Below are 25,824 nucleotides of genomic sequence, written 5' to 3'. Positions count from 1 at the left end.
AAACAAATAATTTTTTAAAGTTTGAATATATAATAATATATTTTGATTAATATCTGCTACCCAATTTACTAGCAAGACCCCAGCCGCCCTCTTATCCTAGCAGGGAGTAATTCTGACTATCGGCTTCCGTGCCCCGCACGGGTGTATTCTGCTTCGCTTCCTCCGGCCTGATTCTATGCGACCTGTTGTGTTCCATAGTGTTTTGCTCGCGTTTATCTGTCTCTCGTGCACCAAGTCTAAAAACGCGGGTGCCGGCGTTTGTGACACCTGGCCCACTGCCGCCAACGCCGCCCAATCAACCCGAGCCCTCGACCGGACGGTAGACTCCTTCGCCCGTTCCCTCGACCCACAGCTCCCGCTCCCCGCCAACGCCCGCGCTATTGCCGAATGGCTGGAAAAGCAGCCCTGCATCGAGCAGGTAGGTATTGCCACGGATGTCGTCACGACCGAACCGCCCGGCCTGGACCTGACCGTACGCCACCGCAATGGCTCCAAACGCACCTTTAGTATGCTGTTTGGAAAAGATTACGTGAAGCTGAGTAACAGTTGTTAAGTCGTCAAACTCCTCTCTTTATGACACGCGACGAGATGATTGCCCGGACGGAGCAGCTAAAAAAACTGCATAAGCGGGCCGAAAAAATACTACTGAAATTCCCCGGCGTGGTAGGTGTCGGGATGGGGTTGAAGGAGACGAACAATACGCTCACCGACGAGGCTTCCTTCCGCGTGTATGTGACGCGCAAGAAGTCAACCGCAGATTTGCCCCCCGACCAACAGATTCCGCCGGAAGTGCTGGGCATCAAGACCGACGTCATTGAGATGGACGAAACCACCCCCTACGTGGATGAGGCGGAATACCGCCCGCTGAAAGGCGGCGTTCAGGCGGGCAACGGGTCGGGGGCGTTGGGCACCCTAGGCTGCGTGGCCAAGCGCACCTCCGACAATGCTACTGTGGTGCTGAGCAACCACCACGTCATGTTTGCCCAGGGCAAAGGCGTGGGGGACAAGCTGGGCCAGCCCGACTTTTCCGAGTCGTGCTGCTGTACCTGCGGGGAAGTCGGCACCATTGAGGCCGGCCAGGTCGGCGGCTTAGTAGATGCCGCTATTGCCACCGTGAACAGTAGTATTGGCTCAGTTCAAGAAATCAACCAGATTGGGGTCATTGCCGGCACGGCCGCCGCCATAATTGGCGAAACCGTGCGCAAAGTGGGCCGCACCACGGGCCTGACTACGGGCACCGTTACGGATATCAACTCGCCCGCCAACTCAACGGCCGGCAGTAGCTTCACCAATCAGGTGCGGATAACACCCGTGGCCGGGGTGGATAAGTTTTCCAACAACGGCGATTCGGGCTCCGTCATCGTGAATGCCAGCAACCAGGTAGTGGCCCTGCTGTGGGGCGGCAATACCGGCAATGGCGTGGCCAACAACATCGGGGATGTACTGGCGGCGATGGGCATCACTATTCCCGCCGGGGTCGCCGACATCGATTTTGTTCGGGATACGGCCGCGCCCGCTCCTCTTCCCACCGAGCGCGAAATCCTGCTGCGGCGGGTGCAGCGCACACTCCGCCAAACCGAACGCGGGCGGGCCGTGCTGAACGTGGTGCTGGAGTTTCGGTTTGAGGTAATGCAGCTTCTGCAAAAGCAGCGGGCGGTGGGCGTAGCGTGGCAGCGACACCAGGGACCAACCTTTCTGGCGGCTCTGTTTCGAAGCCTGAAAGAGCCGGCGTACTGCATTCCGCGCCAAATCGAGGGCGTATCCGTGCAGCGCCTGCTGATGAGCATGGCCGCTACGCTGGAAGAGCACGGCAGCGCCCGCCTGCGCACGGCCATCAGTCGCCACGCCCTGGCCGTACTGGAAGCCGCCGATCAGCACGATACGGTGGACGAGATTCTGCGACACCTGACGGGTCGCAGCCGCCCACTGCCAGCCCAGGGCCAGGAAATTTGCCCCCCGGTCGCCGTTCATTCCTAACGCCTTACTGCTATGCCCGTTCCTGCCCCCGCTAATGGAACCCTGGAGCGTATTGCCATCTCGCTGGCCCGTCTGCTGGCTCCGCTGGAGGAGCGAATGGAAGCCGGCGAAGCCCGGCTGCTGTTAGCAGAGCTAGGTCTGCAGTTTCCCCCGGCCCTCGAAGCGGCTCCCGGCTTCATAAATGCGCTGCAAACCTCGGCTACCAATCTGCGCGAGCTACTGCCGCTGGTAGGCGAGCTTGTTGCCGCTATCGGGGCCGAAAACATTGGCACCACCATTAGCAAGGGCACGGAGCTGTTTGGCAAAATCAAGGGCGCAATAGGCGGGTTCGCTGATTTAGCGAATCAAGTGCGGGCCTTCGGGCCGTTTGCCGGCGTGTCGGCCGCCGACCTGAGTACCTTCGCCAATGAGCTACCGACGCGCCTGCTCGACTACATTATCATCCGCAATCTGGAAGGCATCAAGGGCGCGGCCGAAGCCCTTGACTTTATCGGGGCCCTGGAGCGCACCCCACGCAACGTCGGCTCCTTGGACCCAGCCCGGCCGCCGTTCACGGAGCGCAAGCTTCGCGTCGATCAGCTGCTCAACTTCCTGAAAGGTCCGGGGGCGCACCTGAACGCGCTTTACCAATGGGGTGACCCCGGCTTCAACGGAGTGGCGCTGCTGACCAAGACTCAGAAAATGCTGGCCTCGGCGGGCATCCCTGCCGTCTTCGATCAGGGGGTCAATCCGCCCGTGCTGGATTTGGCTGTTTTTGAGGTTTCGCCCAAGCTTGATGAGAACCCCAAAGGCATTCTCATCAAGCTAAGTGATGAGATAAAAGTAGATAAAGCGCGCCCCTTCGTCCAGGACGACTTTAAGGTAGAAGTCTCGTTTAATGGGGAGCTGAAAGCCGCTACCACGTTAGTTGTTCAGCCAAACGGCAATCTGAAATTTAAGCCCCCCGGCGCCGCGCTGGCCGGTCGGACGGAAGTAAAGCTCACGGCGGGGCTGGATGATACACCCTATGTCATTCTGGGTGCGCCCGGCGGTTCGCGCCTCACGGTACAGCAATTGGTGGCCAAAACCGGGGTCGACTTTGTGGTCAACGGGGCTAACTCGGAGGGCATGTTTGGGCTGGAAGCCGAGGTCAAAAACGGCAAAGTGGTTATCGACCTCGGCGGCGCCGATGGGTTTCTGAGCAACCTGCTGGGCGGTGCCGGCCGCTTTGAATCGGATTTTGGACTGACCGTGGGCTTTAATACCCGCAATGGCCTGTATTTCCGCGGCAGCACTTCCCTCCAAATCCTGTTGCCCCTGCACATTCAGCTGGGCCCCGTGGAGCTGCAGGCCCTCATTCTGACTGTCGGGCTGGATGGGAACCGGGTGCCGGTGGGCATTGGGGCCAACATTAAAGCGGAACTGGGGCCCATTAAGGCGGTAGTGGAGGAAATGGGCGTCAATGCCTTTCTGAAATTCAAGCCCAACCGCGACGGCAACGTCGGTTTGCTGGATTTCAGCCTCGGATTTCGCCCCCCCAAAGGCGTGGGCCTGTCGCTCGACGCGGGCGGCTTCAAAGGCGGCGGCTTCCTGGGCATCGACGCGGAGCGGGGCCGCTACGTGGGCGCGCTCGAACTCACCTTCCAGGGTTTCCTGACCCTGAAAGCCATTGGCATCATCGCCACCAAAAACCCCGACGGCTCCAAAGGCTTTTCTCTGCTGATCATCATTACGGCGGAGTTTGCGCCCCTGCAGCTCTCCTTTGGCTTCACGCTCAACGGCGTAGGCGGTTTGCTGGCCCTCAATCGGACCATGCAGCTGGAAGCCATGCGCGAGGGCGTACGCACGAATGCCATCAAAAGCGTGCTGTTCCCAGTGGACATCGTGGCCAACATCAACCGCATCGTCAGCGACCTGGAGCGCTTCTTCCCTATTCAGCAGGGCCGGTTTGCCTTCGGTCCCATGTTCATCATCGGCTGGGGCACGCCTACGCTCATCAGTATTGAGCTGGGATTGGTGATTGAAGTGCCCAACCCCATCCGGATTGCCATTCTGGGGGTGCTTAAAACCTTGCTGCCCCGCGAAGAACTGCCCCTGTTGCGCCTCCAGGTCAACTTTCTGGGAATCCTCGACTTCGACAAAGGCTTACTCAGCTTCGACGCCACGCTTTATGACTCGCGGCTGCTGACCTTCACGCTCACCGGCGATATGGCCGCGCGCCTCAACTGGGGGGCAAATCCGGGCTTCATTCTGTCGGTTGGCGGTTTCCACCCGGCCTTTCAGCCCCCCGCCGATCTGGCCACCATGCGCCGGATTACCATTAATCTGCTGGCCGAAGACAACCCCCGCCTTCGGCTGGAAAGCTACTTCGCCGTCACATCCAACACGGTGCAGGTGGGCTCGCGGGTAGAGCTGTACGCGGCAGCCTGGAAGTTCAACGTCTACGGCTTCCTGGCCTATGATGCGCTGCTGCAGTTCAGCCCCTTCAAGTTCATGATCGACTTTGAGGCGATGCTGGCGGTTCGATTGGGCCAGGAGGAGCTGTTCGCCGTGCATCTGGAAGCGCATCTGTCGGGGCCGGCCCCGTGGCACGTTTCCGGCAGCGCCTCGTTCCGCGTGCTGTTCGTGAAAGTAAAAGCGAACTTCGACGTGGAGTGGGGCGACCGGCCTAACGATCCGCTCCCCACGGTGGAGGTGCTCAGAGAGCTGGAAACGGCTTTCAAAGCGCGGCAAAGCTGGCAGGCCATTCTGCCCGACAACCGCAGTCTGCTGGTGTCGCTGCGCGACCTCAGCGCCGACACGGCCGATATACTGCTGCACCCGGCAGGCTTCCTGCGCATTGCCCAGCGCAATACCCCCCTCGGCCTGGACATTCAGAAATACGGCACCAAACGCCCCAGCGACGGGCAGCGGTTCACGATTCAGTCGGTGACGGCGGGCACTGCCCCGCTTAGCACGCCCTTTAGCACCACGCCCTTCACCGACTATTTTGCCGCGGCCCAGTACCTGGACATGACCAACAGCGAAAAGCTGGCCCGGCCCTCGTTCGAGAAAATGCAGGGCGGGGTGGAAGTGCGACAAAGCGGGCTGGATCTGCGCACCCACAAAACGGCCATCAAGACCGTTCGCTACGAGCAGATCGTGTTCGACTCCAAGTTCCGGCGCGAGCGCAAGCTCCGCATGGCCGGCGTAAAAGCGGGCCTGTTTACGCACCTGCTGGCCGGCAACGCGGCCTCCCGGTCGGCTTTGTCGCAGGCCTCGAAGCTGGACTTTGGCATTCCTAAAAAAACCGCCACGGTGACGGATGACGCCTTCCGCATCGTCAACGTCGATTCCTTGCAGGCGCACGGTAGCACTTCGTTTTTCGCCACCCAGGCCGAAGCCGCACAGCACCTGAAAGCACTGGTGGGCACTGACCCCGCCCTAACCAGTCAGTTGCAGATTTTGTCGAGCCTTGAACTGTAGCCCCCATGAGCCACTATACTTTTTTACCCTGGCTGCGGCAGGGACTCGCCAACCAGATCCTTGAGGGTGACAACAATACGACCGTAAAGCAGCGCTCGAGCATCACCGTAACCGTGCGCGTCGCCTCCGATACGGGTGCCACGCTTGACGTACCCCAGCTTATCAAACTCGTGGGGCCGGGCGACGTGGTGGGCATCGACCCGCGGGCCGTGGTACGCACGGAGCCCCAGCGCTGGACGGCCAACTTTGAGCCGAACTATCTGCCCCTCATTGAGTTCTACGACGAGGATTTTCCCTGGCGCTACACCCCCGTCAGCAGCAGCCCCACCACCACCCGCATCCGGCCCTGGATTACGCTGGTGGCGCTGGAAGAAAAAGAAGGCAGCAATGCAGGGGAGTATGAGGAAATCAGCACCAGCAAGCCCCTGCCCAGCTTTAAGCTGAAGGGCAACCCCACGGCGCTTTTTCCCAGCGCCAGTGAGCTTTGGGCCTGGGCCCACGTACACGCCAACGAAGCCCTGGGTGGAACCAATCCGCTGGTTGGGACTAATATTGGGCCGGCCATGAACCAGCTGGATGCCCTCATCCGGCTCAACCCCGACCGGGCGTATTCGCGGCTGTTGTGCGGGCGCAAGCTCAAGCCCAACACGAGCTACCAGGCGTTTGTAGTGCCGAGCTTCGAGCCGGGCCGACTGTCGGGGCTGGGGCTCGAACAACCCGAGCCGGTATTTGCCACCATGTCGGCCTGGGCTGATTACGCGGGCCGGCCGGGGGGCGATTTGTACCCTTACTACTTCCGCTGGAACTTCAAAACCGGCGACGACGTGGATTTTGAGAAGCTGGTGCGCCTGATCCGGCCCGAAGCGCTGGACCCGCGCGTGGGCGTGCGCCCCATGGACATCAGCCGGCCCCAGGGCAGCATCGATCCGGCCCTCATCCCCGCCGAGCGGCAAACCATGCTGCTGGAAGGGGCGCTGATTTCCCCCGCTGCCGTGCGCTCCCCCTTTTTCACGGCCCCCGACGCTGACCTTCGCAAGCAGCTGGTACAGCTGCTGAATCTGCCCGAAAAAAGCCGCAAAGCCGCCCCCACCGACGACCCGATTATTACGCCGCCCATCTACGGGCAGTGGCACTTTCTGACCCCGGAATTAAAGAATGAGACTAACGTCAACTTCGTGCACGAGCTCAACCTGGACCCACGCTGGCGGGCAGCGGCGGGCCTGGGCACCCGCGTGATCCGCGACAATCAGGAGAAGTACATGGAAGCGGCCTGGCAGCAGATTGAGGGCGTGCTGGAAGCCAACCGGCAGCTGAACCGGCTGGCCTTCTCGACTGAGGCTCTGCTCAACGTATTCGGCAAACACCTTAAACCGCTGGACCCCTCCGTGGGCCTGCTGCTGGCCAAAACCCTGCACCAGAAAGTGCTGGTCAGCAACCCTGGCAGCAGCCCGCTTACGGCGAAGGCAATCATTGAAAAAAGCCCCCTGGACCGTGGCACGGTGAGTAATGCCTTCAAAAAGGTGGTGCGCCCGCGGGGGCAGGTAGCCCTAAACTCGCGCCCCGTTACGGCGGGAGTGTTGCAGCTAGGCGTGGTGGTGCGGGGCGTAAACACCCAGAAGCTGCTGCCCTTCCCGGTTAAGGATGCCGCGCCGAAATTCCTATTCAGCATCGAGAAAGCCGCCACCGCGCTCATTGCCCAGCCCGCCAGTCCCGAAGCCAACGCCCTGCTTCGGGCCGACCAGCTCACGGTGCTTAACGTGCAGAATATCAGGTCGGTGAAGGATTTCGTGATTAACTCCAAAGCCGACGTGCGCTTCATCAAAGCCGATGCGCGCCCAATTCCCGGCCGGGGGCAAATTCGGGGGGCGGCGTGGGCGGTGGGATAGCGCGCGGCCTCCGCTTGCGGCTGCCGCCCACCCGCTTCTTTCCCCAGCAAACCGACGACGATCTGGCGTTTCGGTCGGCCCTGCAGAAGCAGAACCTGCTGTTTGAAGCCTCCGCTCTCGTGTCGCCGGTGGTGGTGGCGCAGTCGGTGAATATCCCAACCATCTACGGCCAGGTTTTGCAGAAAATCGACCCGGTGGTGACCATGAAAAACCGGGCGGCGGCCACCATTAAGCTGGCCGATTACTACCTGGGCCAGTGGGCTAAGTTCGTGCGGCCCGTCATGGCTTACCCTGAACTGACGGACCCCATGTACGCGCCCCTGCGTGACATTTCGGGCGAGTACATGGTGCCAAATCTGAAGATGATTCAGAACAACGTGATTTCGCTGCTCAACGTGAATGGCAAGTTCATCGAGTCGTACATGACGGGGCTGAACCACGAGTTTGCCCGCGAGCTGCTGTGGCGCGAGTACCCTACCGACCAGCGCGGCAGCTACTTCCGCCAGTTCTGGGACGTGCGGGAGGTGATGGGCGCCAACCCCACCAAGGCCAAAATCGAGCAGTTCAAGAACATCCCCGAGCTGCACCGCTGGGCCCTGAACCGCGACCTGGGCGACCACAACAACCGCCCCACCGTGAAGGACAACGTGGTGTTAGTGGTGCGGGGCGAGCTGCTCAAACGCTACCCCAACACGGTCATCTACGCGCAACGCGCCGATTGGCCCGTGGAAAATGGGCAGATTGATACTACCAAGGTCCGGAATCTGGCGGACGAGGATGGTAGCATGGCGGGGCAGGCCAACATTCAGCACCCCTTGTTCAAGGCGCAGATTCTGCCCGACATCTACTTTATCGGCTTCAACCTGACGGTGAAAGAGGTGAAAGGCGACCCCGGCAACAGCTTGGCCGAAAACCCCGGCTGGTTTTTCATTCTGCGCGAGCGGCCCGGCGAGCCCCGCTTCGGCTTCGATATCGGTGACGCTCCCCAAAACCCGCTCTACACCTGGAACGAGCTAAACTGGAAAAATCTTGGCACCGCCGACGGCGGGCAGCTGACCATCAACCGCAATTTCACGCTGGGCAACACCAATCCGCTCACGGGTGATGCCGGCCTTGACAATAAAGCCCGCCACGACGAAGACGTAAAGTATAGCTGGAGCACAACGACCAACGCGGCTGACATTGCCTACATCACTTATCAGGACAAAGTGATGATTGCGATACATGGTAGTGAGATGTTAAACTTTTAGGGAACAGCCGGGGGGCAAATTCGGGGCTGCATCTGGCTGCCCGCCACCACTTTATGCTTGTTATTCCTTGTTCTTGACTCCCTTTTCTTATGGCTACCTTTTCTGAACAGCAGGCACTCGTTGCGAAGGCCCGGCAGGAACACCAGACGGCGCAGGACGAAGCCCTGCACACCCGCGAGCAACTCGTGCGGCTCCAAAGGCAGCAGGGAGCTCTGGCCATGAGCCCCACCGCCAACGCCGCCGCGCTGGCGTCCGTGGGGCAGCAAATCACCGACCTGAATAGTACGCTGGAGCAGCAGACCGACCAGCTCAAGGAAAAGCTTAAGGTGGCCGGCACCGTGCGGGAGCAGCTGCTGGCGAACCTCACGCCCGCTCGCCTGACCGCCAACCTCAGCGCGGAAGTGCCGGTGATGCTCTTGCCGCTTCGCCTGGAAGCCAAATTCGTCAGGGCCGAGTTATGGGTACGAGCCTACCCCGACGATTTGCAGGTGGTGACGCACGAGAGCCAGCTGACCGAAAATGAAGTGCGCATCGCCCAATTATTCTGGACCGCGGTAAGTCAGGCTGCGGGCGATGATACGCTGATACGGGCGGCCTGGGGCCAGCTGGTGCAGGGGGCTTTATCGTGGCAGCGCGCCGCGTGGATAGTGCGCGAATATCGGCCCGTAAATGCCCCCCAGAGCCCTTCTTTAAGCTTACCCGAGGTGCCGGACTTTCCGCCCTACGACGCCCGCACCGAAAGCTGGTCGCAGCCGGCGCGGGCAAGCCTGATGCCCGACCGGCTGGCCTTCATTGGCATCAACGGCACCACGCGCACGGATGTCTTAAGCAATACCATTCCGTACCCGTTGCCCGTCGGCCCCGATCCGGTGAAAACCCTGCAGGGCGAAGGCATCCGGCGCGACGGCGCGGAGCTGATTATAGATGAAGGCATGGCCTGGATGACCGACTTCGGCGAGGCCATCAAGGTGGGAATGGGCGTGAAGATGACCGCCCCCGCGGGCTTCGATAAGCTGCTGGTGCTGGGCCTGCGCTTCAGCGACAATGAGCAGGTAGCGCGCCAAACGTTTGAGGAGCTGCTGGAAGGCCATTATTACACCACCGAAGGCTTCAGCCTCGTACCAAACGGCACCGCCACCAACAACACCGACGGCACCGACTCGGGCCTGACCCAGTTCGCGTTCTCCCCTTCTGAAAGCTTCGATCTGCTTTTCGGGCCGGCCCAGTTTAAGGACAGCCCCGCCCCCACCGGGCAAACGGATGGGTTTCTGCTGAAGCAACGACTGGGGCTGCAATCCAGCCTGCTAAACCGTACCGCCAACGCCGACGAGCTGGACCAGCGCGACGCCAGGGCCATGCACCAGGCGCTCTGGCACGGCACGCTGGGGTATTTTCTGGAGGAGATGATGCAGCCCGGCACTGATGCCGAAGTAGTCCAGAAACCCCTGCAACCGCCCTTCGACGCGAATACCGTAGCTGAGGTGCGCGACTTTTTCCTCACCAGCGTCAGCGGGCGGGGGCCCTTGCCCGCCTTCCGCATCGGCAACCAGCCCTACGGTATTCTGCCCACCTCAGCCTACACCAAATGGACCCCCAATCGAGGCTTCGAAACCCGACTCAATAACGTCTTACAGATTACGTACGAACACTTTAAGCGCCGGCTACTCCCGCTGACTTCCGCTACGCAGAAAACCGGCGAGCCCGACAAGGACCTGCTGGAAGTACTGGGCTTACAGGCCAGCTCGGTTTCGTTTTTTCAGCGGTATGCGCTGGCTCAGCGGCAGTACGAGGATCTGGTGAAAATGAGCTCCACCAAGCGCTACACCAAGCACGTAGGCCAGACCACCTCCTTCGCCGTCGACCGGGACGTGCACACCATGCTGGCGCCGTGGGTAGCGAACGGGCAGGTGTACGACCTCATGTTTTTCGAGAAGTACTTTAAGCTGTTCGGGGGAGTGGTGGAGCGTGATAAAGTGCCACTGTCGGAAAGCAACGCCGTTTTGCCCTTCCTGCCCGATGGCCGGAACTACCTTAAATGGCTGCTGGAAGCCAAGCCCGACGAGGTTGAAAAGGAAGCGTTCGGGGCCGGCATCACCAAGCCCAATGCCCTGCTGTACCTGCTGCTGCGCCACGCGCTCCGGCAAGCCTACAACGACAGCGGATCGGGCATTTTGAAGGCCAAAGGACTGATTGCGGAGAAGCTACGGGACTCGGCTTACTACAGCATGAGCGAGAAAACGGTCCGCAACAGCAAGCTGCTGGATCTGTACAGCGCCCCCGCCGCCGTCACCGGCTCCGAGCGAAAAACCCTGGCGCAGTTCGTCTTTGAGCAAGCGAAGCGTCGGTCTCCCGAGGCGCTTTCGGTGAGCGATGTGCTGGAGGCGCTGGGGCAGCTGGCCGACCGGCCCAGTGCCAAGCTCGAACGGGCATTTGCGGAGCACATTGACCTGTGCAGCTACCGCCTCGATGCTTGGATGACGGGCCTGGCCAGCCAGCGTATGACGCAGAATCAGAATCGGCGGCAGCAGCAGGGCCAGCAGCCGGGCTTCTACGCCGGGGCCTACGGCTGGCTCGAAAACGTGCGGCCGGTGCCGAATACCAAAACGCCCAAAAATCAGAATACCATGCCGCCCGAGCTGCGGGTGCAGGGGGCAATTATCGTGGAAGACAGCACCAACGGCGGCCATGTGCACGCGCCTTCCCTGACGCACGCCGTGGCGGCGGCCGTATTACGCAACGGCTACCTGACCCACACCACCCGCGCCGATGCCGATACCATGGCCGTCAACCTCTCGTCGGAGCGGGTGCGCACGGCGCTGGGTTTGATTGAGGGCGTGAACAACGGGCAGTACATCGGGGCACTGTTGGGCTACCAGTTTGAGCGCGAGCTGCACGAGGCCGCCGATAAGCAAAACCTTGAGCTCGACCGCTTCATCTTTGAATTCCGCCGCCGGTTTCCGCTCGTGGATGACCGCCTGACGGCTAACACTGGCCAGAGTTCAGAGGCCCAGGCCGCCCGCAACGTCGTGGACGGCACCCGCCTGACCACCGACTACCGCACCGCGCCCGACAAAGCAGCCTTCGTGCGCAACATCCTGACCAGCACCGCCCCCGCGCCCGCCACTGCGCTGGTCAATAAGGCCGTGCCGGCAATCGTGCAGGCCATTGATAATCTACTGGATAGCTACGACGCCGTGGGGGATTTGGTCTTGAGTGAGAGCGTGTACCAGGTAGTGCAGGGCAACTATGATCGGGCCGCCGGGGCCATGAAATCATTGCAGGAAGGCAAGCACATCCCGATGCCGGAAATCCTCAACATTCCCCGCGGAGGCTTCTCGCTGGCGCACAAGGCGGTCATTCTGCTCAAACCCACGGACCCGGATGGTGATGCTACGCCCCGCGCAATGGCCGCGCCCGCCGTTAATGCCTGGCTGGGGGGCTTTTTGCCCGACCTGGCAACGGTAAAAGTGGTAGCAGCTATTACAAGAGACGGCAGCCCTCCGGATAAGCAGAGCGTGAGCATGGCCGAACTCAGGCTCACGCCCATTGACCTGCTGTATATCGCATCCGACACCGCCCACAATGACCTGACGGAGCTAAATGAGCGCGTAGCCTTTTTTCTGCGTCAGTCACTGAAGAAAGATGTAGCCGTGGAAGTGCGCTACACCGAAAAGGGCGCGGATTGGGACCCGGCCGATGTATCGCTATTTGGGCTGCTACCCCATCTGAAGGCACTGAGCACGCTGCTTACGGCCTCGCGCCCCGCCGGCGCCATGGATCTGACCGCCACCCAGCCGCGACCAGGCAAACCGTCCATAAGCGGCCAACGCTACGATCTGCCAGCTCTCTCTACTCAGATCAAAAACCTTCAGCTAACGTTTAAAAACGACCAGGATGATCTGGAAAGCGCTTTGAAAGCGGCCAGCCAGGTGCCGGCAGTCGATGATCCGGCGTATAATCTGGTCACCGATAACCAGACGCTGGACGACCTGCGGCTTAGCCTGTGGAGCTTGTCGTTCTGGGGATTGTCGCGCACGATGCCGCACTCCGTACGGGCCGTAGAAGTCGTGGCCACCGAGGAAGACCGGGCCAGCCGCGATGCTCTCCGTCAGCCCTTGCTTGAGCAGGCCGGCGCGGTGCTGACCCAAATGACGGCGCAGCTAAAGGAGTCCGATAAACAGCTGACTCTGGCCTCGGCGTTGACCAAGGAAGAAGATATCCTCCCGATTCTGCAAAAAGCTGGTCAAGCTCTACTGGGGGCGGCGTTTCGGTTCCTGCCTACTTTCGAGCCCCACAATGCGGCCGAGCTAGCCAGCGCCCACACCGACAGCGGCAGCAGTCAGCTTTTCCAGGACGAGCCCCACGCTTTCCCCACCGACGAATGGCTGTATGGCATCGCGCGGGTTCGGCCGGCCATGCAAACCGTCGAAACCTTGCGGCTGCTTACCCAGGAGGCTTTTTCGGTGCAGGCAATGCAGCTGCCCTACATCGAAGAGGACCGTTGGCTGGGCCTGCGCATCCCCGAAATCTATCGTACGCTGCCCCCGCCCGACCAACCGCGCATCTTCACGCTGGAGCAGAACAAGCTGCTGCTGAGTCTGCACCTCGACGCGGCCTTCGCGGGCGGTGCCGTGTTTGAGGACGGCCAGCCTCTATGCGGCCTGCTGGTGGACGAGTGGACCGAAGAAATTCCGCTGCCAACGGTCACGACCGGTATTACGGCCCATTTAAACCGGCCCAACTCGGAGCCGCCCCAAGCGCTGCTGCTGGCCGTGTCGCCAATTCCGCAGGGCAGCTGGACCTGGGAAAACCTGATTGAGTGCGTCACCGAAACCTTTGAGATGGCTAAGGTGCGGGCCGTGGAGCCGGCCCATATCGACACCTCGCCCTTTGCCCAGGTGCTGCCCGCCGTGCTGCTGGCCGTCACCACTGATCAGAGCTCTCTCTCGACTAATCTGGCGGATAACCTGTTCGCTTTTGAAAATATCGTCAAACTCGCAACCACTAAGTACAATGCCATTATTTGACCTCACTTCCGTCAACCTGAGCGTGGCGCTGAAAGCCGAGCTGCTGTTTCCGGCCCTCACCTGCTGGAACCGCCTCGAAGGCAGCCCGCGCGCCCAGGACCTGAGCAGGAGTCTGCGCGCCGAGGTGCGCGATCCGCTCTGGATGCTTACCCGGCAGTGGCAGTTGGGCGAGTTTCGATTCGACAACGCGGGCTCGCCGTGCCTGGCCAAAGTGCAGGTGCAAACTACGCCCATTCAGGCCGTGAAAGGCCGGACGGGGCTGGCCCAACCCTACCACCCGACTATTCCCCTTGAAACCCTGGTGGAGCGCCGGCCGATGCAGCTCACGTATCCGGTGCGCCTGCAAATCGGGCAGTACTGGCTGAAGCTGCTGCGCAAGCGGGCCGCCGATGGCCTCGTGGGCGCCGATCATGGCCCCAAATACCTGAAAGCGTACGCGTTTAAGAAACCCAAGGAAGCCCTCACCCCCGCCGATGTGGCGGGCCTCAGCGAGGCCGAAGGCCGGGCGTTTCTGAGCACTTATGCTCACCAGGAGGTAGCGCAGTGGGCGGAAGCCGTGGAGGGAAAGCAACTGGATGGCGGCTTGCTTTGGGCTTCACTGCTGGGCACCGGCGACCCGTTTGAGCTGATCACGGTGGCGGCGGGCGACAAGGCCGAAATTGCTAAAGCGGGCGACGAGCTGCGGGCGTGGTTTGGGCGGCAGTACAATCAGCCGCTGGATGCTGACGACGATAACTGGTCGCCGGAGCAGCTGGAATATCAGTTTAAGTGCAGCCTGAAACAGCCTGACAACACATCGACAACTCTCATTGCCGATAACTACGGGCAGGGCACGCTCAGCTGGTATTCGTTTGATATCGACCCTGACAATGAGAAGATAACGCCCGACGCCCCGGATGAAACCGAGGTCAAAACGGAGACGCTCTCCTTCATGCCCACGCCGGTGCAGTTTAGCGGTATGCCCCAGGCCCGGTGGTGGACATTTGAAGACGGCGTGGTGAATTTTGCCAACATCAACACCCAGACCACCGACCTGGTGACGCTGCTGATGACCGGCTTCGCCCTGATGTCGTCCAACGACTGGTTCGTGATTCCCTACAAGCTGCCGGTGGGCAGTATGGCGCAGATCAAGGGCATGGTGGTGACGGATGTGTTCGGGGAGCGGCTATTCATCAACCCGGCCGGCCGTGGTTTGGATGATGCGTGGCAGCAGTGGCGCATGTTTAATCTGAGCACCCGCGGCCGGCGAGGCGAGGCGGCCAGCACGGCGCTATTCGTGCCGCCGGTGGTGAGCAAGTCGCTGGAAAGCAAGCCCATCGAGAAAATCACTTTCCTGAAAGATGAGATGGCTAACCTCGCCTGGGGCATCGAGTCGGTGTTGGAAACCCTGACCGGCACCGCCCGCAACGGCTACGAACTGGCTTCAGAAGAACAGAAACTGCTGGAACGCCTGTACGGCCTCGATACGCCCGCGCCCCTGGACCCCGACAAATTGGCCGAGCTACGCTACCTGCTGCAAACGAGCACGCCCGCCAACTGGATTCCATTCATTCCGGTCCAAACGGGCCAGTCGCGGCGGCAGATTCAGTTTCAGCGGGCCCGGCTCCTGCGCATTCTGGAGGGCGCCGACTTCATTGGCACGGCCCTGGAAACCCTGCGACCCAGTAGTGAAACCCTGGCCGTAGGCATTGCCGAGGGCAAGCCTTACCTGATTTTTGAGGAGGAAATCCCGCGGGCCGGCAAGATCGTGCAGACCACCTACCAGCGTTGCCGCGACGATGCTGGCCGCGTTGCCATCTGGAAAGGGCGGCAGTTCACTACCGGCCGCGGCGAGGGCAGCTCGGGCCTGGCCTTCGATACGGTCTGATTGGGTTGTATTTTAATTTAAGGCTGAAAAAGCCCCCCAGGCTGCTCTTTCTGATAAGGGTTTCTGAAACCGGCAGAAGTCAAGTGTCCGGAAAACATGAGGCTCCTCTGACAGACATTTTCTGTCAGGGGAGCCTCTGCCATTCGGCTGTGTACTGCTGCGTTGGCAACCTAAGCGGTTTCTCCTTCCCAACGGCAAGACGCAACATAGTGCGCCTCTACTCACTGCCCCTAAAAACTGCTCTAAGCAGCTTGGACCTTACCATTGCCGCCGATGTTTTTCACGGCCCTGATAACCTCCGGCACGGCCAAGGCCACCGAGGCGACGGAAGCCACCGTGGCTACCTGGCAGTAAAAGCACAGGGCCTTATTCTCGGCCCATTCTTCCTGCCCCAGCTTCACGGCGGTAAGCGTGTCGGCCAGCGTTTTGACGCCCATAGCAATAGGCAAGGCGGGCACCTGCGTTGCCCGGTTTTTGCCCCCCGCGCCCGCCAGCCATGCCGTGATGCCGTAGCTCACCAGCATAATGAGGGCGTCGGGCGTATCGAAGCGCTTGTAGGCGTAGTCGGAGGCGTCGACTTTGGCCGAGTTAAAAAGTCCCCCGGAGGGCGGATCGGGCAGAGTTTTGATAATACCGGTTTGATACAGACCGACAATCTGGCCGGCGGCGGCCCCCAGCATGGAGAGGCCGACAATCCAGCGGCGGCGGTTCAGGTCGGGGGTGTCGGCGTTGCGGAGTTCGTCGCTTAATTGGGTAGGATTCATAGCGTTGAGGTTAGACTAAAACAGTGGTAGGCTTTGGCGTACGCGCGCCTTGGGGCTTAAGTTGGGAGTAAGATTTTGGGCCAATGATGGCGCAGCAGCCTCGGCTGACTTACTATAATTCCTGTCTGGGGGGCTTTTTTCAGCGGAATAAGGCCAGGACATATAGTTAGTGATGAAGATTAATGGCAATGATTGAGCTTTTGGATATATCCTTTTGCCGCTGGTCGAAATATTTTCAGGAAACGTCTTGACCATGGAAGCCGAATTCACTCTCCAAGTCAATGGCCAGGCGCGCACCGTGCGCGTCGATCCGGCCACGCCCCTGCTTTATGCACTGCGCGACGACCTGGGCCTGAACGGGCCGAAGTTTGGCTGCGGCTTGCAGCAATGCGGCTCCTGCATGGTCCTACTCGACACTATTGCCTGGCGCAGCTGCCAGCTGCCGGTGGCCAACGTGCAAAACGCGGCCATTACCACTCTGGAAGGCCTCACCCGCCCCGATGGCAGCCTCCACCCTGTGCAGCAGGCCTTTGTGGAAGAGCAGGCGGCCCAGTGCGGCTACTGCCTGAATGGCATGGTGATGTCGGCGGTGGTGCTACTGACCGTGCACCCCAAGCCCGACGACCAAACCATTCGCAATGCTTTATACCGGGTGCTGTGCCGCTACGGCGTGCACTCGCGGGCATTGGCGGCTATCAAAAAGGCGGCTGATACGATGAAATCCTAGTTGAGCAGCCTTTATCCATTTGTAAATATAACACCCAACTTCACCTCCCAGCCCTCGTCTTCCCGCCGCGATTTCCTGAAAAGTTCCGGCGGCCTGACCATTGCCTTTTGGCTGGGCAGCGGGGTTGATTTGCTGGCGGGCGAAACGCTAGCAGCAGATGAGCTGCCGGAAAGTCTGGCCAAAAACCCGCGCATCAATGCCTGGCTGGAAGTGCTGGCCGACGGCCGTGTACGGGTGCTCACGGGCAAAACCGAAATTGGGCAGGGCATTCGAACGGCCGTAGCTCAACTGGCGGTCGAGGAGCTGGACCTGCCCATGGAGCGCGTGGAAGTGGTGCTGGCCGAAACCGGCCGCACCCCCGATGAGCGCTACACCTCCGGCAGTGCCTCCATCGAAAGCAGCGGCATGAGCATTCGCTACGCCGCCGCCGCCGCCCGGCAGCAACTGCTGGCTCTGGCCGCCCGGCAGCTCAGCGTACTACGCCAGCCAGCTCCGCCTCACCGATGGCGTAGTACGCACCACCGACGGAAAGCGTCAGCTTACATTTGCCCAATTGTTAAAATAACAACAATTGCAGGGCGAGGTGAAATTGCCGATTCAGCTCAAAGCCAAAAGTCAGTACCGACACGTAGGCAAACCAGTACTCCGCGACGACATTGAGCGCATGGTGCGGGCCGAGACGGTATACGTGCAGGATTTACGGTTTCCGGGCATGGTGCACGCCCGCGTACTGCGCCCACCTTCCTACGGGGGGCAATTAGCGAAACTAGACACGGCCGAAATGCAGCGCCGGCTACCGAGCCTGCTCAAAACCGTGATTGACGGCAGCTTCGTGGGTTTTATTGCCGAAAAAGAGTACCAGGCCAAGCTGGCCCAGGACTTCGGCATTCAGCACGCCCAATGGACCAACGGCCCCGCGCTCCCCGCCAAACAGCCGCTGCCGGAGCTGCTCCCTACATTGCCGGCCATTACCAAGCGTGCCGTGAACAAGGGCGACATGAGCAGCTTCGACGCGGCAACGGCCGGCACCGCTCCTACTGCCGCCTCTCTGAGCGCCCGCTACTTCAAGCCTTACCTTATGCACGGCTCCGTGGGCCCGAGCTGCGCAATTGCCCTTATGGATAAAGAAGGGTATTTACATATTTGGACACACAGCCAAGGCGTATATCCACTGCGGGCTATATTAGTTGAGTTGCTAAAAATGCCCCCCGAGCGTATCCATGTGAAGGCGGTGCCGGGCTCGGGCTGCTACGGCCACAACGGCGCCGACGATGTAGCCGTAGCAGCCCTATTAGCCCGCGCCTACCCCGGCCGGCACGTGCGCCTGCAATGGTCCCGGGATGATGAGCACGCCTGGGAGCCCTACGGCAGCGCCATGCTCCTACAACTCGATGCCCGTTTGGATAAAGAAGGCCACATTACACACTGGCAAACCAACATCTGGTCGGATACGCACAGCACGCGGCCGGGGGGCAAACCGGAGTCGTTGCTGGCCGCCCGCCAACTAGCGCAGCCTGCGTTGCCGACACCCTCGACGGAAGTGAGCAGCGCTATTTACCGCAACGGTGAGCCGCTGTATGCTATTCCCAACCAACGCCTCGATGCGCATTACGTGCAGGGGCCGCTGCGCGTGTCGGCGCTGCGGGGGCTGGGGGCTTTTGGAAATGTGTTTGCGCTTGAGTCCTTTATGGATGAGCTGGCTTTGCAGGCCAGGCAGGATCCGTGGGAGTTCCGGCTGCGCCACCTCACCGATGAGCGCGCCAAAGCCGTGATTCAGCGGACGCGGGATATGATTAAAAACGAGAAATTAGCCCCCGGCGAAGGTTTCGGCCTTGGCTTCGCCCAATACAAAAACCAGGCAGCCTACTGCGCGGTGGTGGCTAAAGTGCACGTAGCCGAGGAAATGGGCACCATCCGCGCCCTGCACCTCTGGGCCGCCATCGACGCGGGCGAAACCATCAACCCCGACGGCCTGAAAAACCAAACCGAGGGCGGGCTGATCTAGGCTTCGAGCTGGACCTTGAAAGAGGAAGTACTTTTCAACGAGCAGCACGTCACGAGCCGGCAGTGGGAAACCTACCCCATCTTCCGCTTCGACGAAGTGCCCACCGTAATCGTCGCCATCATTGATCGGCCCAACGAAAATCCGCTTGGTGCCGGTGAGGCTGCGCAAGGCCCCACCTCGGCGGCCCTGGCAAATGCCGTGTTTCAGGCCTGCGGCAAGCGCATTCGGTCGCTGCCTATCCGGCCCGAAAAGCTGGTGCAGATGAAGGAGATGTAAGCAATTCGAATTGGAAATAACTACAGCGCAGCACAGGATTTATGACACCGGGAATTCCCCGGAAAGTATCTCAGCAGTGACAGGAAACAGGAGGAAATCCGTCATCAGGCTTGGGGCAGTTAACGATTCAAAACTGCTTTAACCTTGGGATGAGAAACTATTTTGTAAAGCCCTATTAGTACTGCTACCAAATTTAAAGTCAGGCTAGCTAGTATTAGTATATCGGCGTAGGGGTAGTGCAGTATTTTCCATAAGGCACCTAATACACCTAGACCTAAACCTGCTATGAGTAGTAGAAGAGTATGTTTTAGTTTCATGCAAGCTAATCTACGCCATTCTCCGAAAGTGCTCATCGGCACGCGCTTTCCCGTAGCATTTAGTTCGTGAGGTTATTACATATCATTGCCTGATCAATACCCTTATGACACCGCAGCTTTTACTTGTCGTAGCGGAGAGCTACCACCTGACGGGCTTAGGATTATTGGCAATCGCCCGTCGGTCAGAGCCGTTGCTGCGCCAGTTTGCTCTGCATACCAAGCTGGAAGTACGGCTCGTATTCCCAAATGGCCACCAGCAACTAGTGCCCGCCAGCGTGGAGGAAATATCGCGGCCCGCGGACTCTGCAAGCCCAGATGCGGTGCTATTACTGGAATCGGAGGTGGTAACGGATTTGCCCCCCGGCACCGAAATTTGGTGGTCGGGCAAGGCGGATTTATTTTTTTAGCCAACCATTAGCCCCCAGCCAGTTTTGCAGACTCGCGCTCCAGTCTTCCTGGGTGGTTTTGTTGTGCAGGCCGAAGCCGTGGCCACCGCGCGGGTACAAGTGCATTTCGGCGGGCACCTGGTGCCGCAGCAAGGCCTCGTAGAAAACAATGCTGTTCTGCACGGGCACCGTCGTGTCGTCCTGGGCGTGCACCAGAAACGTGGGGGGCGTTTGGGCCGTCACCTGGGTTTCGTTGGAGTAGAGCCGAATCTGGGCGGCGGTGGGCTGCTCGCCTAGCAGGTTATTGCGTGAGCCGGCGTGTTTCAGGCTGTCGGTGAAGCTGATAACCGGGTACAGCAACACCAGAAAATCGGGGCGCACGGACGTGGTTTGGTCGGTGGGCTGACCCACGGGTTGGGCGAAGTGGGTGCCGGCCGTAGCCGCTAGGTGGCCGCCCGCCGAAAAGCCCATTAGTCCGACCCGATTAGGGTTTATGTTAAACTTGCTGGCCTGCTGGCGCACCAGCCGCAGGGCCTGCTGGGCATCGAGCAAGGGCGCGACGGATTTATCGGGCTGGCTCTGGTCGTTGGGCAGACGATACTTGAGCACGAAAGCCGCGACGCCCATCTCATTCAGCCGCTTGGCCACGTCGTAGCCCTCGTGGTCGATGGATAGGCGCGTATAGCCACCACCCGGACAGATAACCACGGCCGTGCCATTGGCCTGGTCGCTGGGGGGCAAAAATACCGTGAGCGTGGGCTGCACGACGTTGGAAATGCGCACGCCGCCGTTGGGCAAGGTCACGCTGGTTTCCCGCACGCTGCTGGGTTTGGAGTTCGGAATGGTGCCGGTATACAGCGGCAATGTCTGGACCTGGGCGAGAACGGCTTGCGCAGCCAGGCACAACAAAACGATAGAAAGCAGTTTGCTCATGGGTAGCAGATGATAAAGCATAGGTAGGGGTTGTTTCGGAGAGCAGCAAGAAAACAACAGGTGGCAGCGGCTCGCCGCGTCCCAATCCATCAATGAAACGGCGTTTAAGCTGGGCTTCGAGTATCCGCAGTACTTCGCCCGTTTGTTCAAAAGCAAGGCTGCCATTACACCGGTCGCATTTCGGTTTGCGGCCCAATAAGGCCCGTGTTCATGGGTACGAACATACCAGTTGCCCATAACGTAGGGTTATTTCTGTGAGCTGCTTTTATCCATTTTCGCTGCTGTCCGCCGTCAGCTGATTATCTGCAAACCGCACGGGCAGGGGATTCGGCCCATTTAGCAACAATTAGATAACAAGCGTAAGCTCTCTTTTGAGCTGTTCGCAGCCGACTTTTGCACCATCATTTACCATCTTCCACCCTCTACCCCTAAACGCATGAAGCTTTCCTTTACCCGCATCAGCAGCTTCGCGCTGCTCATGGTCCTGGCTGTATCCTGTTCGAAAGACGAGCTGATTGCCCCGGCCACTCCCACCGCCGCCCCCGTAAGTCACGACGCCACCCGCGACAGCCACTTAGCCATGGGCAACCCCAGCGGGGCCGTAGCCGACTCGTACTACTACTGGAACTACTTGATGCAGAAGTCGCAGTATGCCATGTCGTACCACCGCGACCGGGGCACGCCGAACTGGGTGAGCTGGCACCTGAGCAGCGCCTGGCTGGGCAGCACCCCGCGCCAGGACGATTTTCGCGCCGACGCCACCTTGCCCACCGGCTGGTACCGGGTGGGGTCCACCAGCTACAGCGGCTCGGGCTTCGACCGCGGCCACGTTTGCCCCAGCGCCGACCGCACTGGCTCCGTCACCGATAACTCGGCTACCTTCCTCATGAGCAACATGATGCCCCAGGCCCCGACCAACAACCAGCAAACCTGGGCCAACTTGGAGAACTACTGCCGTACGCTGGTGGGCCAGGGCTACGAGCTCTACGTCATTGCGGGCAGCTACGGCAAAGGGGGCACCGGCTCCAACGGTTACGCCACTACTATCGACGCGGGCCGCGTTACCGTGCCCGCCCGCACCTGGAAAGTGGTCGTGATATTACCCGAGGGCTCATCTGACGCCAGCCGCGTGAGCACCAGCACCCGGATCATCGCCGTGGATATGCCCAACTCCAATTCCATCAGCACCAGCTGGGGCAGCTACCGCACCACGGTCGACGCAATCGAGTCGGCCACTGGCTACAACATCCTCTCGGCCGTATCCGGCACCGTACAAAGCACCATCGAAGCCAAGGTAGACGCCGGCCCCACCAGCTAAGCCAGCTTGCAAATAAGTGGCCTGCGCCCAGGCCAGCCAGCAGAAAGGCCGGCTCCCGTACGTGGGGGCCGGCCTTTCTGCTGGCTGCTGGGCCAAAATGAGTTGGTAGAACAGAATAAGTATTACTACTCTCACCAAACCCGCGAGATGCTTCGACAAGCGGACGCCAGATAGAGCATGACGCCCCCTATTTGGCTAAACTTCAAGCCCGTAGCCTTTACGTGCCAAGCTCGGGGGGCGTTTCTTTCTTGCGTTTGCGCTCCTCGCTGGCGTGGCCGTTGCTGCTGGGGCCGGCCGGACCCGTGGGAGGCGTATTAGGCTCTTTGGAGCCATGCTGCTCGTGGCCGTGGGCGGCAGGGTCGTAGCTGGCTTCCAGCTCGGCCAGCTTGGTTTTGCCGTAGGCAAATTTGGTAATCAGCACGTAGAGCACCGGCACGATGAAGATGGCCAGGAACGTAGCCGCCAGCATCCCGCCCGTTACCGTCCAGCCGATGGTTTGGCGCGACACGGCCCCCGCACCCGACGCAAACGCCAGCGGCAGCACGCCCAGAATAAAGGCCAGCGACGTCATGATAATGGGCCGCAGGCGCAGCTTCACCGCGTCGATGGTGGCCTCAATGAGGTTCATGCCGATATCGACGCGCTCCTTGGCAAACTCCACGATCAGAATGGCATTTTTGGCCGCCAGGCCAATGAGTGTAATCAGGCCGATCTGGGCGTAGACGTTGTTGGTGAGCTTGGGCAGGAAAATCAACGCCATCATAGCCCCAAACGCGCCCAGCGGCACCGACAGCAGCACTGAGAACGGCACCGACCAGCTTTCGTAGAGCGCGGCCAGCAGCAGGAACACGAACAGAATCGAGAGGCCGAAGATGATGATCGTGCTGTTGCCGGAGCTTATTTCCTCCCGGCTCAGGCCCGAGAAGTCGTAGCCGTAGCCGGCGGGCAGCACATCGGCGGCCACTTCTTCAAGGGCCTGAATGGCCTGGCCCGAGCTGTAGCCGGGAGCCGCGTCGCCGTTTATCTCCGCCGAGCGGAACAGGTTGTAGTGGGAAATCAGGGGGGCATTTTCCACTACTTTGGTCGTGATGATGGAGCGCAGCGGCACGTTCTGACCCTGCTGATTCATTACATAATAGCCCCCCAGGTTCTCAATATCCTTGCGGTAAAAGGTATCAGCCTGGGCCACCACGCGGAAGTTGCGGCCGTACTTGGTGAAGTCGTTGATGTAGGCCGAGCCCATATAGGTCGACATGGTGGTGAACACCGAGGACAGCGACACCCCCAGCTTCTTGGCTTTCTCCCGGTCCACGGTTACCTGGTAGCCAGGTGTTTTGGCCGTAAAGAAGGTAAACGCCCGCCCGATTTCCGGCCGCTGGTTGGCCGCGGCCACAAACTTATTGACCGTGGCCTCAAAGGCTTTGATATCGGTGGAGCCTTCGCGCTGTTCCAGCTGGAAGCTAAAGCCGCCCGTGTTACCCAGACCCGGAATAGCCGGCGGCGGCACTACCACGATATTGGCCCCCTTAATGACTGAAAACTCCTTTTGCAGCCCCGCGATAACGGCCGCCAGCTGCATCGATTCATCCTTGCGCTCATCCCAGGGCTTGAGCTGAATAAAGAAGGTGCCGCTGCTGGGCTTGAAGGAGAAGTTCAGGGCATTCAAGCCCCCCACGGCGGTATACGTGCGCAGGGCCGGCGCTTTGCGGCGCATAATATCCGACATCTGATTGAGCACCTGCTTGGTGCGGGCGCTGGAAGCACCCTGGGGCAATTCCACCGACACAAACAGGCGACCTTCGTCCTCGGTCGGGATAAAGCCCGTTGGCTTGGCATTGAACAAGCCCACCGTGCCCGCGTAAATGCAGGCCAGCAGAATCATGACAAAGGGCGCGAACCGGAGCGCTTTGCGCACCCCCAAAGAGTACGACTCGGTGGTACGGCCAAACCACATATTGAACTTGTAGAATAGCTTGTTCAGGCCTTTGGAGTCGGCGTTCTGCTCGGTGGGGCGCATGAGCAGGGCGCACAAGGCCGGTGTGAGCGTGAGGGCCACGGAAGCCGACAGCACCACCGAAATGGCGATGGTAATGGCAAACTGCTGGTACAATTTGCCCACGATGCCCGGAATAAAGCCCACCGGCACGAACACCGCCGCCAGAATCAGGGCAATGGCGATAACCGGAGCCGTAATGTCCTTCATGGCCTTTATGGTCGCTTCGCGGGCCGGAATCTTCTCGTTGTCGATGTAGTGCTGCACGGCTTCCACCACCACGATGGCGTCATCGACCACGATACCAATAGCCAGCACGAAACCAAAGAGCGTCAGCGTATTAATGGTGAAGCCCAGGGGAATGAAGAAGATAAACGTGCCGATAATCGCCACCGGAATGGCCAGAATAGGGATGAGGGTGGCGCGCCAGCTTTGCAGGAACAGAAACACGACGAGCGTCACCAACAGCAGGGCTTCACCCAGGGTATTCAGCACTTCCCGGATAGATACGCGCACCACCGTCACCGACTCGAAAGCCGCCTTGTAGGTTACGTCGGGCGGAAATTTCTCCTGCAAGGCATCCATAGTGGCATAGATGCCGTCGGCCGTTTGGAGGGCGTTGCCGCCGGGCGTTTGATTGACGAGCAGCAGCGTGGTCGGGATGCCGTTGGTGGTGTTGTAGCGGGAGTAATCGAACTGGCCGAGCTGCACCCGAGCCACATCTTTGAGCTGGACCACGGAGCCATCTTCGGGGTTAGTGCGCACTACTATTTCCTCGAATTCCTCGACCTGATTCAGGCGGCCATTTACGAAAATAGTGTACTGGAAGGCCTGGGTGCTGAACTGCGGGGCCGTACCCACCGAGCCGGCGGCCACCTGCACGTTCTGCTCGCGCAGGGCGCTGGTCACGTCCGTTACGCTCAGGCCGAGCTGGGCCATCTTGTCGGGCTGCAGCCAGACGCGCATGCTAAAGTCCTGACCCAGCGCGGTGACGTCGCCCACACCGGGCACGCGCAGCAGGGCGTCACGCACGTACACGTTGGTGTAGTTGTCGAGGAAGGCGGTGCTGTGGCTGCGCTTGGGCGAGTAGATGGCCAGCACCATCAGGGTGGTGGGGTTACGCTTTTTCACCGTCAGGCCCAGGCGCTTTACCTCGTCGGGCAAGGTGGGCTGGGCGACGCTGACGCGGTTTTGCACGTCCAGCGTGGCAATGTCGATGTTGGTCCCAATGTCGAAGGTGACGTTGGTACTCATGCGGCCGTCGTTGGTGGCGTTGCTTTGCATGTAGGCCATGCCCGGCGTCCCGTTGATCTGGGTTTCGATGGGCGTGACCACGGTTTGCTCCACCGTCTGGGCGTCGGCCCCCGTGAAGCTGCCCGCCACCTGCACCACGGGCGGCGAAATATTGGGGTACTGGCTGACGGGCAGGTTTAGGACAGAAATGCCCCCCAGCAGCACAATCACTACCGAAATGACGATGGCCGTAACCGGTCGCCGAATAAAAACGTCAGATATCATACGCTAGAAATTATAACACCAAGCTCCAGCTGCGCTGTCCTTCGGTTGGTGAATCGTTGCGGTCGTTGTGCCTTTCGTTTAAACAGGCGGTCATGCAGAGGCGGAGCCGAAGCATCTCGCGTGTTTAGCAGGCTTA

Annotated in this window: 16 protein-coding genes; 13 read left to right on the top strand and 3 right to left on the bottom strand. The window is 60.2% G+C overall.

Features of this window, described 5'->3' with window-relative positions:
• Positions 1-202: 202 nt before the first annotated feature.
• The 7 genes from B9A24_RS17200 to B9A24_RS17170 all read left to right on the top strand — a co-directional run bounded on the left by B9A24_RS17200 (position 203) and on the right by B9A24_RS17170 (position 15,451).
• Positions 203-553, top strand: a complete 351-nt coding sequence (locus tag B9A24_RS17200; protein WP_084447249.1) for a hypothetical protein — start codon at positions 203-205, stop codon at positions 551-553.
• A 20-nt stretch (positions 554-573) separates the two neighbouring features.
• Positions 574-1,977: a Nal1-like putative serine protease gene (locus B9A24_RS17195; protein WP_084447248.1), complete on the top strand. Its 1,404-nt coding sequence runs from the start codon at positions 574-576 to the stop codon at positions 1,975-1,977.
• Positions 1,978-1,989: 12 nt separating this feature from the next.
• Positions 1,990-5,421, top strand: a complete 3,432-nt coding sequence (locus tag B9A24_RS17190) for a DUF6603 domain-containing protein (RefSeq protein WP_084447247.1) — start codon at positions 1,990-1,992, stop codon at positions 5,419-5,421.
• A 5-nt stretch (positions 5,422-5,426) separates the two neighbouring features.
• Entirely contained in the window at positions 5,427-7,307 is a 1,881-nt protein-coding gene (locus B9A24_RS17185) for a hypothetical protein (protein WP_084447246.1), read from the top strand.
• Positions 7,308-7,321: 14 nt separating this feature from the next.
• Positions 7,322-8,557, top strand: coding sequence for a hypothetical protein (locus tag B9A24_RS17180; protein WP_143435001.1), 1,236 nt, complete (start codon positions 7,322-7,324; stop codon positions 8,555-8,557).
• Positions 8,558-8,646: 89 nt separating this feature from the next.
• Positions 8,647-13,584 carry a hypothetical protein gene (locus B9A24_RS17175; RefSeq protein ID WP_084447244.1) on the top strand — a complete coding sequence of 1,646 codons (4,938 nt, stop codon included), beginning with the start codon at positions 8,647-8,649 and terminating at the stop codon, positions 13,582-13,584.
• A complete protein-coding gene (locus B9A24_RS17170) occupies positions 13,571-15,451 on the top strand; it encodes a hypothetical protein (protein WP_084447243.1) in 1,881 nt (626 codons plus the stop codon). Before B9A24_RS17175 ends, B9A24_RS17170 begins: the two co-directional genes overlap by 14 nt.
• Before the next feature lie 242 nt (positions 15,452-15,693).
• Here B9A24_RS17170 and B9A24_RS17165 read toward each other — a convergent pair whose 3' ends face one another.
• Complete coding sequence (locus tag B9A24_RS17165; protein WP_084447242.1) at positions 15,694-16,215, bottom strand: vitamin K epoxide reductase family protein; 522 nt, start codon at positions 16,213-16,215, stop codon at positions 15,694-15,696.
• A 253-nt stretch (positions 16,216-16,468) separates the two neighbouring features.
• On the opposite strand from B9A24_RS17165, the gene B9A24_RS17160 reads away from it, so the two are divergent.
• The 5 genes from B9A24_RS17160 (at position 16,469) to B9A24_RS17145 (ending at position 19,947) form a co-directional block, all read left to right on the top strand.
• A complete protein-coding gene (locus B9A24_RS17160) occupies positions 16,469-16,942 on the top strand; it encodes a (2Fe-2S)-binding protein (RefSeq protein ID WP_084447241.1) in 474 nt (157 codons plus the stop codon).
• A complete protein-coding gene (locus B9A24_RS22410) occupies positions 16,943-17,602 on the top strand; it encodes a molybdopterin cofactor-binding domain-containing protein (RefSeq protein WP_084447240.1) in 660 nt (219 codons plus the stop codon).
• Positions 17,526-18,947 carry a molybdopterin cofactor-binding domain-containing protein gene (locus tag B9A24_RS22405; protein WP_200813952.1) on the top strand — a complete coding sequence of 474 codons (1,422 nt, stop codon included), beginning with the start codon at positions 17,526-17,528 and terminating at the stop codon, positions 18,945-18,947. Before B9A24_RS22410 ends, B9A24_RS22405 begins: the two co-directional genes overlap by 77 nt.
• 15 nt (positions 18,948-18,962) lie before the next feature.
• Positions 18,963-19,223, top strand: coding sequence for a xanthine dehydrogenase family protein molybdopterin-binding subunit (locus B9A24_RS22400; RefSeq protein WP_200813951.1), 261 nt, complete (start codon positions 18,963-18,965; stop codon positions 19,221-19,223).
• Between the two features lie 421 nt (positions 19,224-19,644).
• The gene (locus tag B9A24_RS17145; protein ID WP_143435000.1) at positions 19,645-19,947 is read left to right on the top strand and encodes a hypothetical protein; all 303 of its coding nucleotides are present in this window, start codon (positions 19,645-19,647) and stop codon (positions 19,945-19,947) included.
• Here B9A24_RS17145 and B9A24_RS17140 read toward each other — a convergent pair.
• Positions 19,936-20,859 carry an alpha/beta hydrolase gene (locus B9A24_RS17140; protein ID WP_084447238.1) on the bottom strand — a complete coding sequence of 308 codons (924 nt, stop codon included), beginning with the start codon at positions 20,857-20,859 and terminating at the stop codon, positions 19,936-19,938. The two genes, B9A24_RS17145 and B9A24_RS17140, sit on opposite strands and share 12 nt — an antisense overlap.
• A 436-nt stretch (positions 20,860-21,295) precedes the next feature.
• On the opposite strand from B9A24_RS17140, the gene B9A24_RS17135 reads away from it, so the two are divergent.
• The gene (locus B9A24_RS17135) at positions 21,296-22,177 is read left to right on the top strand and encodes a DNA/RNA non-specific endonuclease (RefSeq protein WP_084447237.1); all 882 of its coding nucleotides are present in this window, start codon (positions 21,296-21,298) and stop codon (positions 22,175-22,177) included.
• A 217-nt stretch (positions 22,178-22,394) separates the two neighbouring features.
• On the opposite strand, the gene B9A24_RS17130 is transcribed toward B9A24_RS17135, so the two are convergent.
• Complete coding sequence (locus B9A24_RS17130; RefSeq protein ID WP_084447236.1) at positions 22,395-25,688, bottom strand: efflux RND transporter permease subunit; 3,294 nt, start codon at positions 25,686-25,688, stop codon at positions 22,395-22,397.
• Between the last annotated feature and the right edge of the window lie 136 nt (positions 25,689-25,824).

Origin of the sequence: Hymenobacter roseosalivarius DSM 11622, from assembly GCF_900176135.1 — a bacterium.
Taxonomy (GTDB): domain Bacteria; phylum Bacteroidota; class Bacteroidia; order Cytophagales; family Hymenobacteraceae; genus Hymenobacter; species Hymenobacter roseosalivarius.
Note: the sequence above shows the minus strand (reverse complement) of the source record. Positions and strands in the feature narration are given on the sequence as shown.

Coding starts and splice junctions, on each gene's coding strand:
- B9A24_RS17195 (WP_084447248.1), top strand. CDS start 574: ATGACACGCGACGAGATGATTGCCCGGACGGAGCAGCTAAAAAAACTG.
- B9A24_RS17190 (WP_084447247.1), top strand. CDS start 1,990: ATGCCCGTTCCTGCCCCCGCTAATGGAACCCTGGAGCGTATTGCCATC.
- B9A24_RS17185 (WP_084447246.1), top strand. CDS start 5,427: ATGAGCCACTATACTTTTTTACCCTGGCTGCGGCAGGGACTCGCCAAC.
- B9A24_RS17175 (WP_084447244.1), top strand. CDS start 8,647: ATGGCTACCTTTTCTGAACAGCAGGCACTCGTTGCGAAGGCCCGGCAG.
- B9A24_RS17170 (WP_084447243.1), top strand. CDS start 13,571: ATGCCATTATTTGACCTCACTTCCGTCAACCTGAGCGTGGCGCTGAAA.
- B9A24_RS17165 (WP_084447242.1), bottom strand. CDS start 16,215: ATGAATCCTACCCAATTAAGCGACGAACTCCGCAACGCCGACACCCCC.
- B9A24_RS17160 (WP_084447241.1), top strand. CDS start 16,469: ATGGAAGCCGAATTCACTCTCCAAGTCAATGGCCAGGCGCGCACCGTG.
- B9A24_RS17145 (WP_143435000.1), top strand. CDS start 19,645: ATGACACCGCAGCTTTTACTTGTCGTAGCGGAGAGCTACCACCTGACG.
- B9A24_RS17140 (WP_084447238.1), bottom strand. CDS start 20,859: ATGAGCAAACTGCTTTCTATCGTTTTGTTGTGCCTGGCTGCGCAAGCC.
- B9A24_RS17135 (WP_084447237.1), top strand. CDS start 21,296: ATGAAGCTTTCCTTTACCCGCATCAGCAGCTTCGCGCTGCTCATGGTC.
- B9A24_RS17130 (WP_084447236.1), bottom strand. CDS start 25,688: ATGATATCTGACGTTTTTATTCGGCGACCGGTTACGGCCATCGTCATT.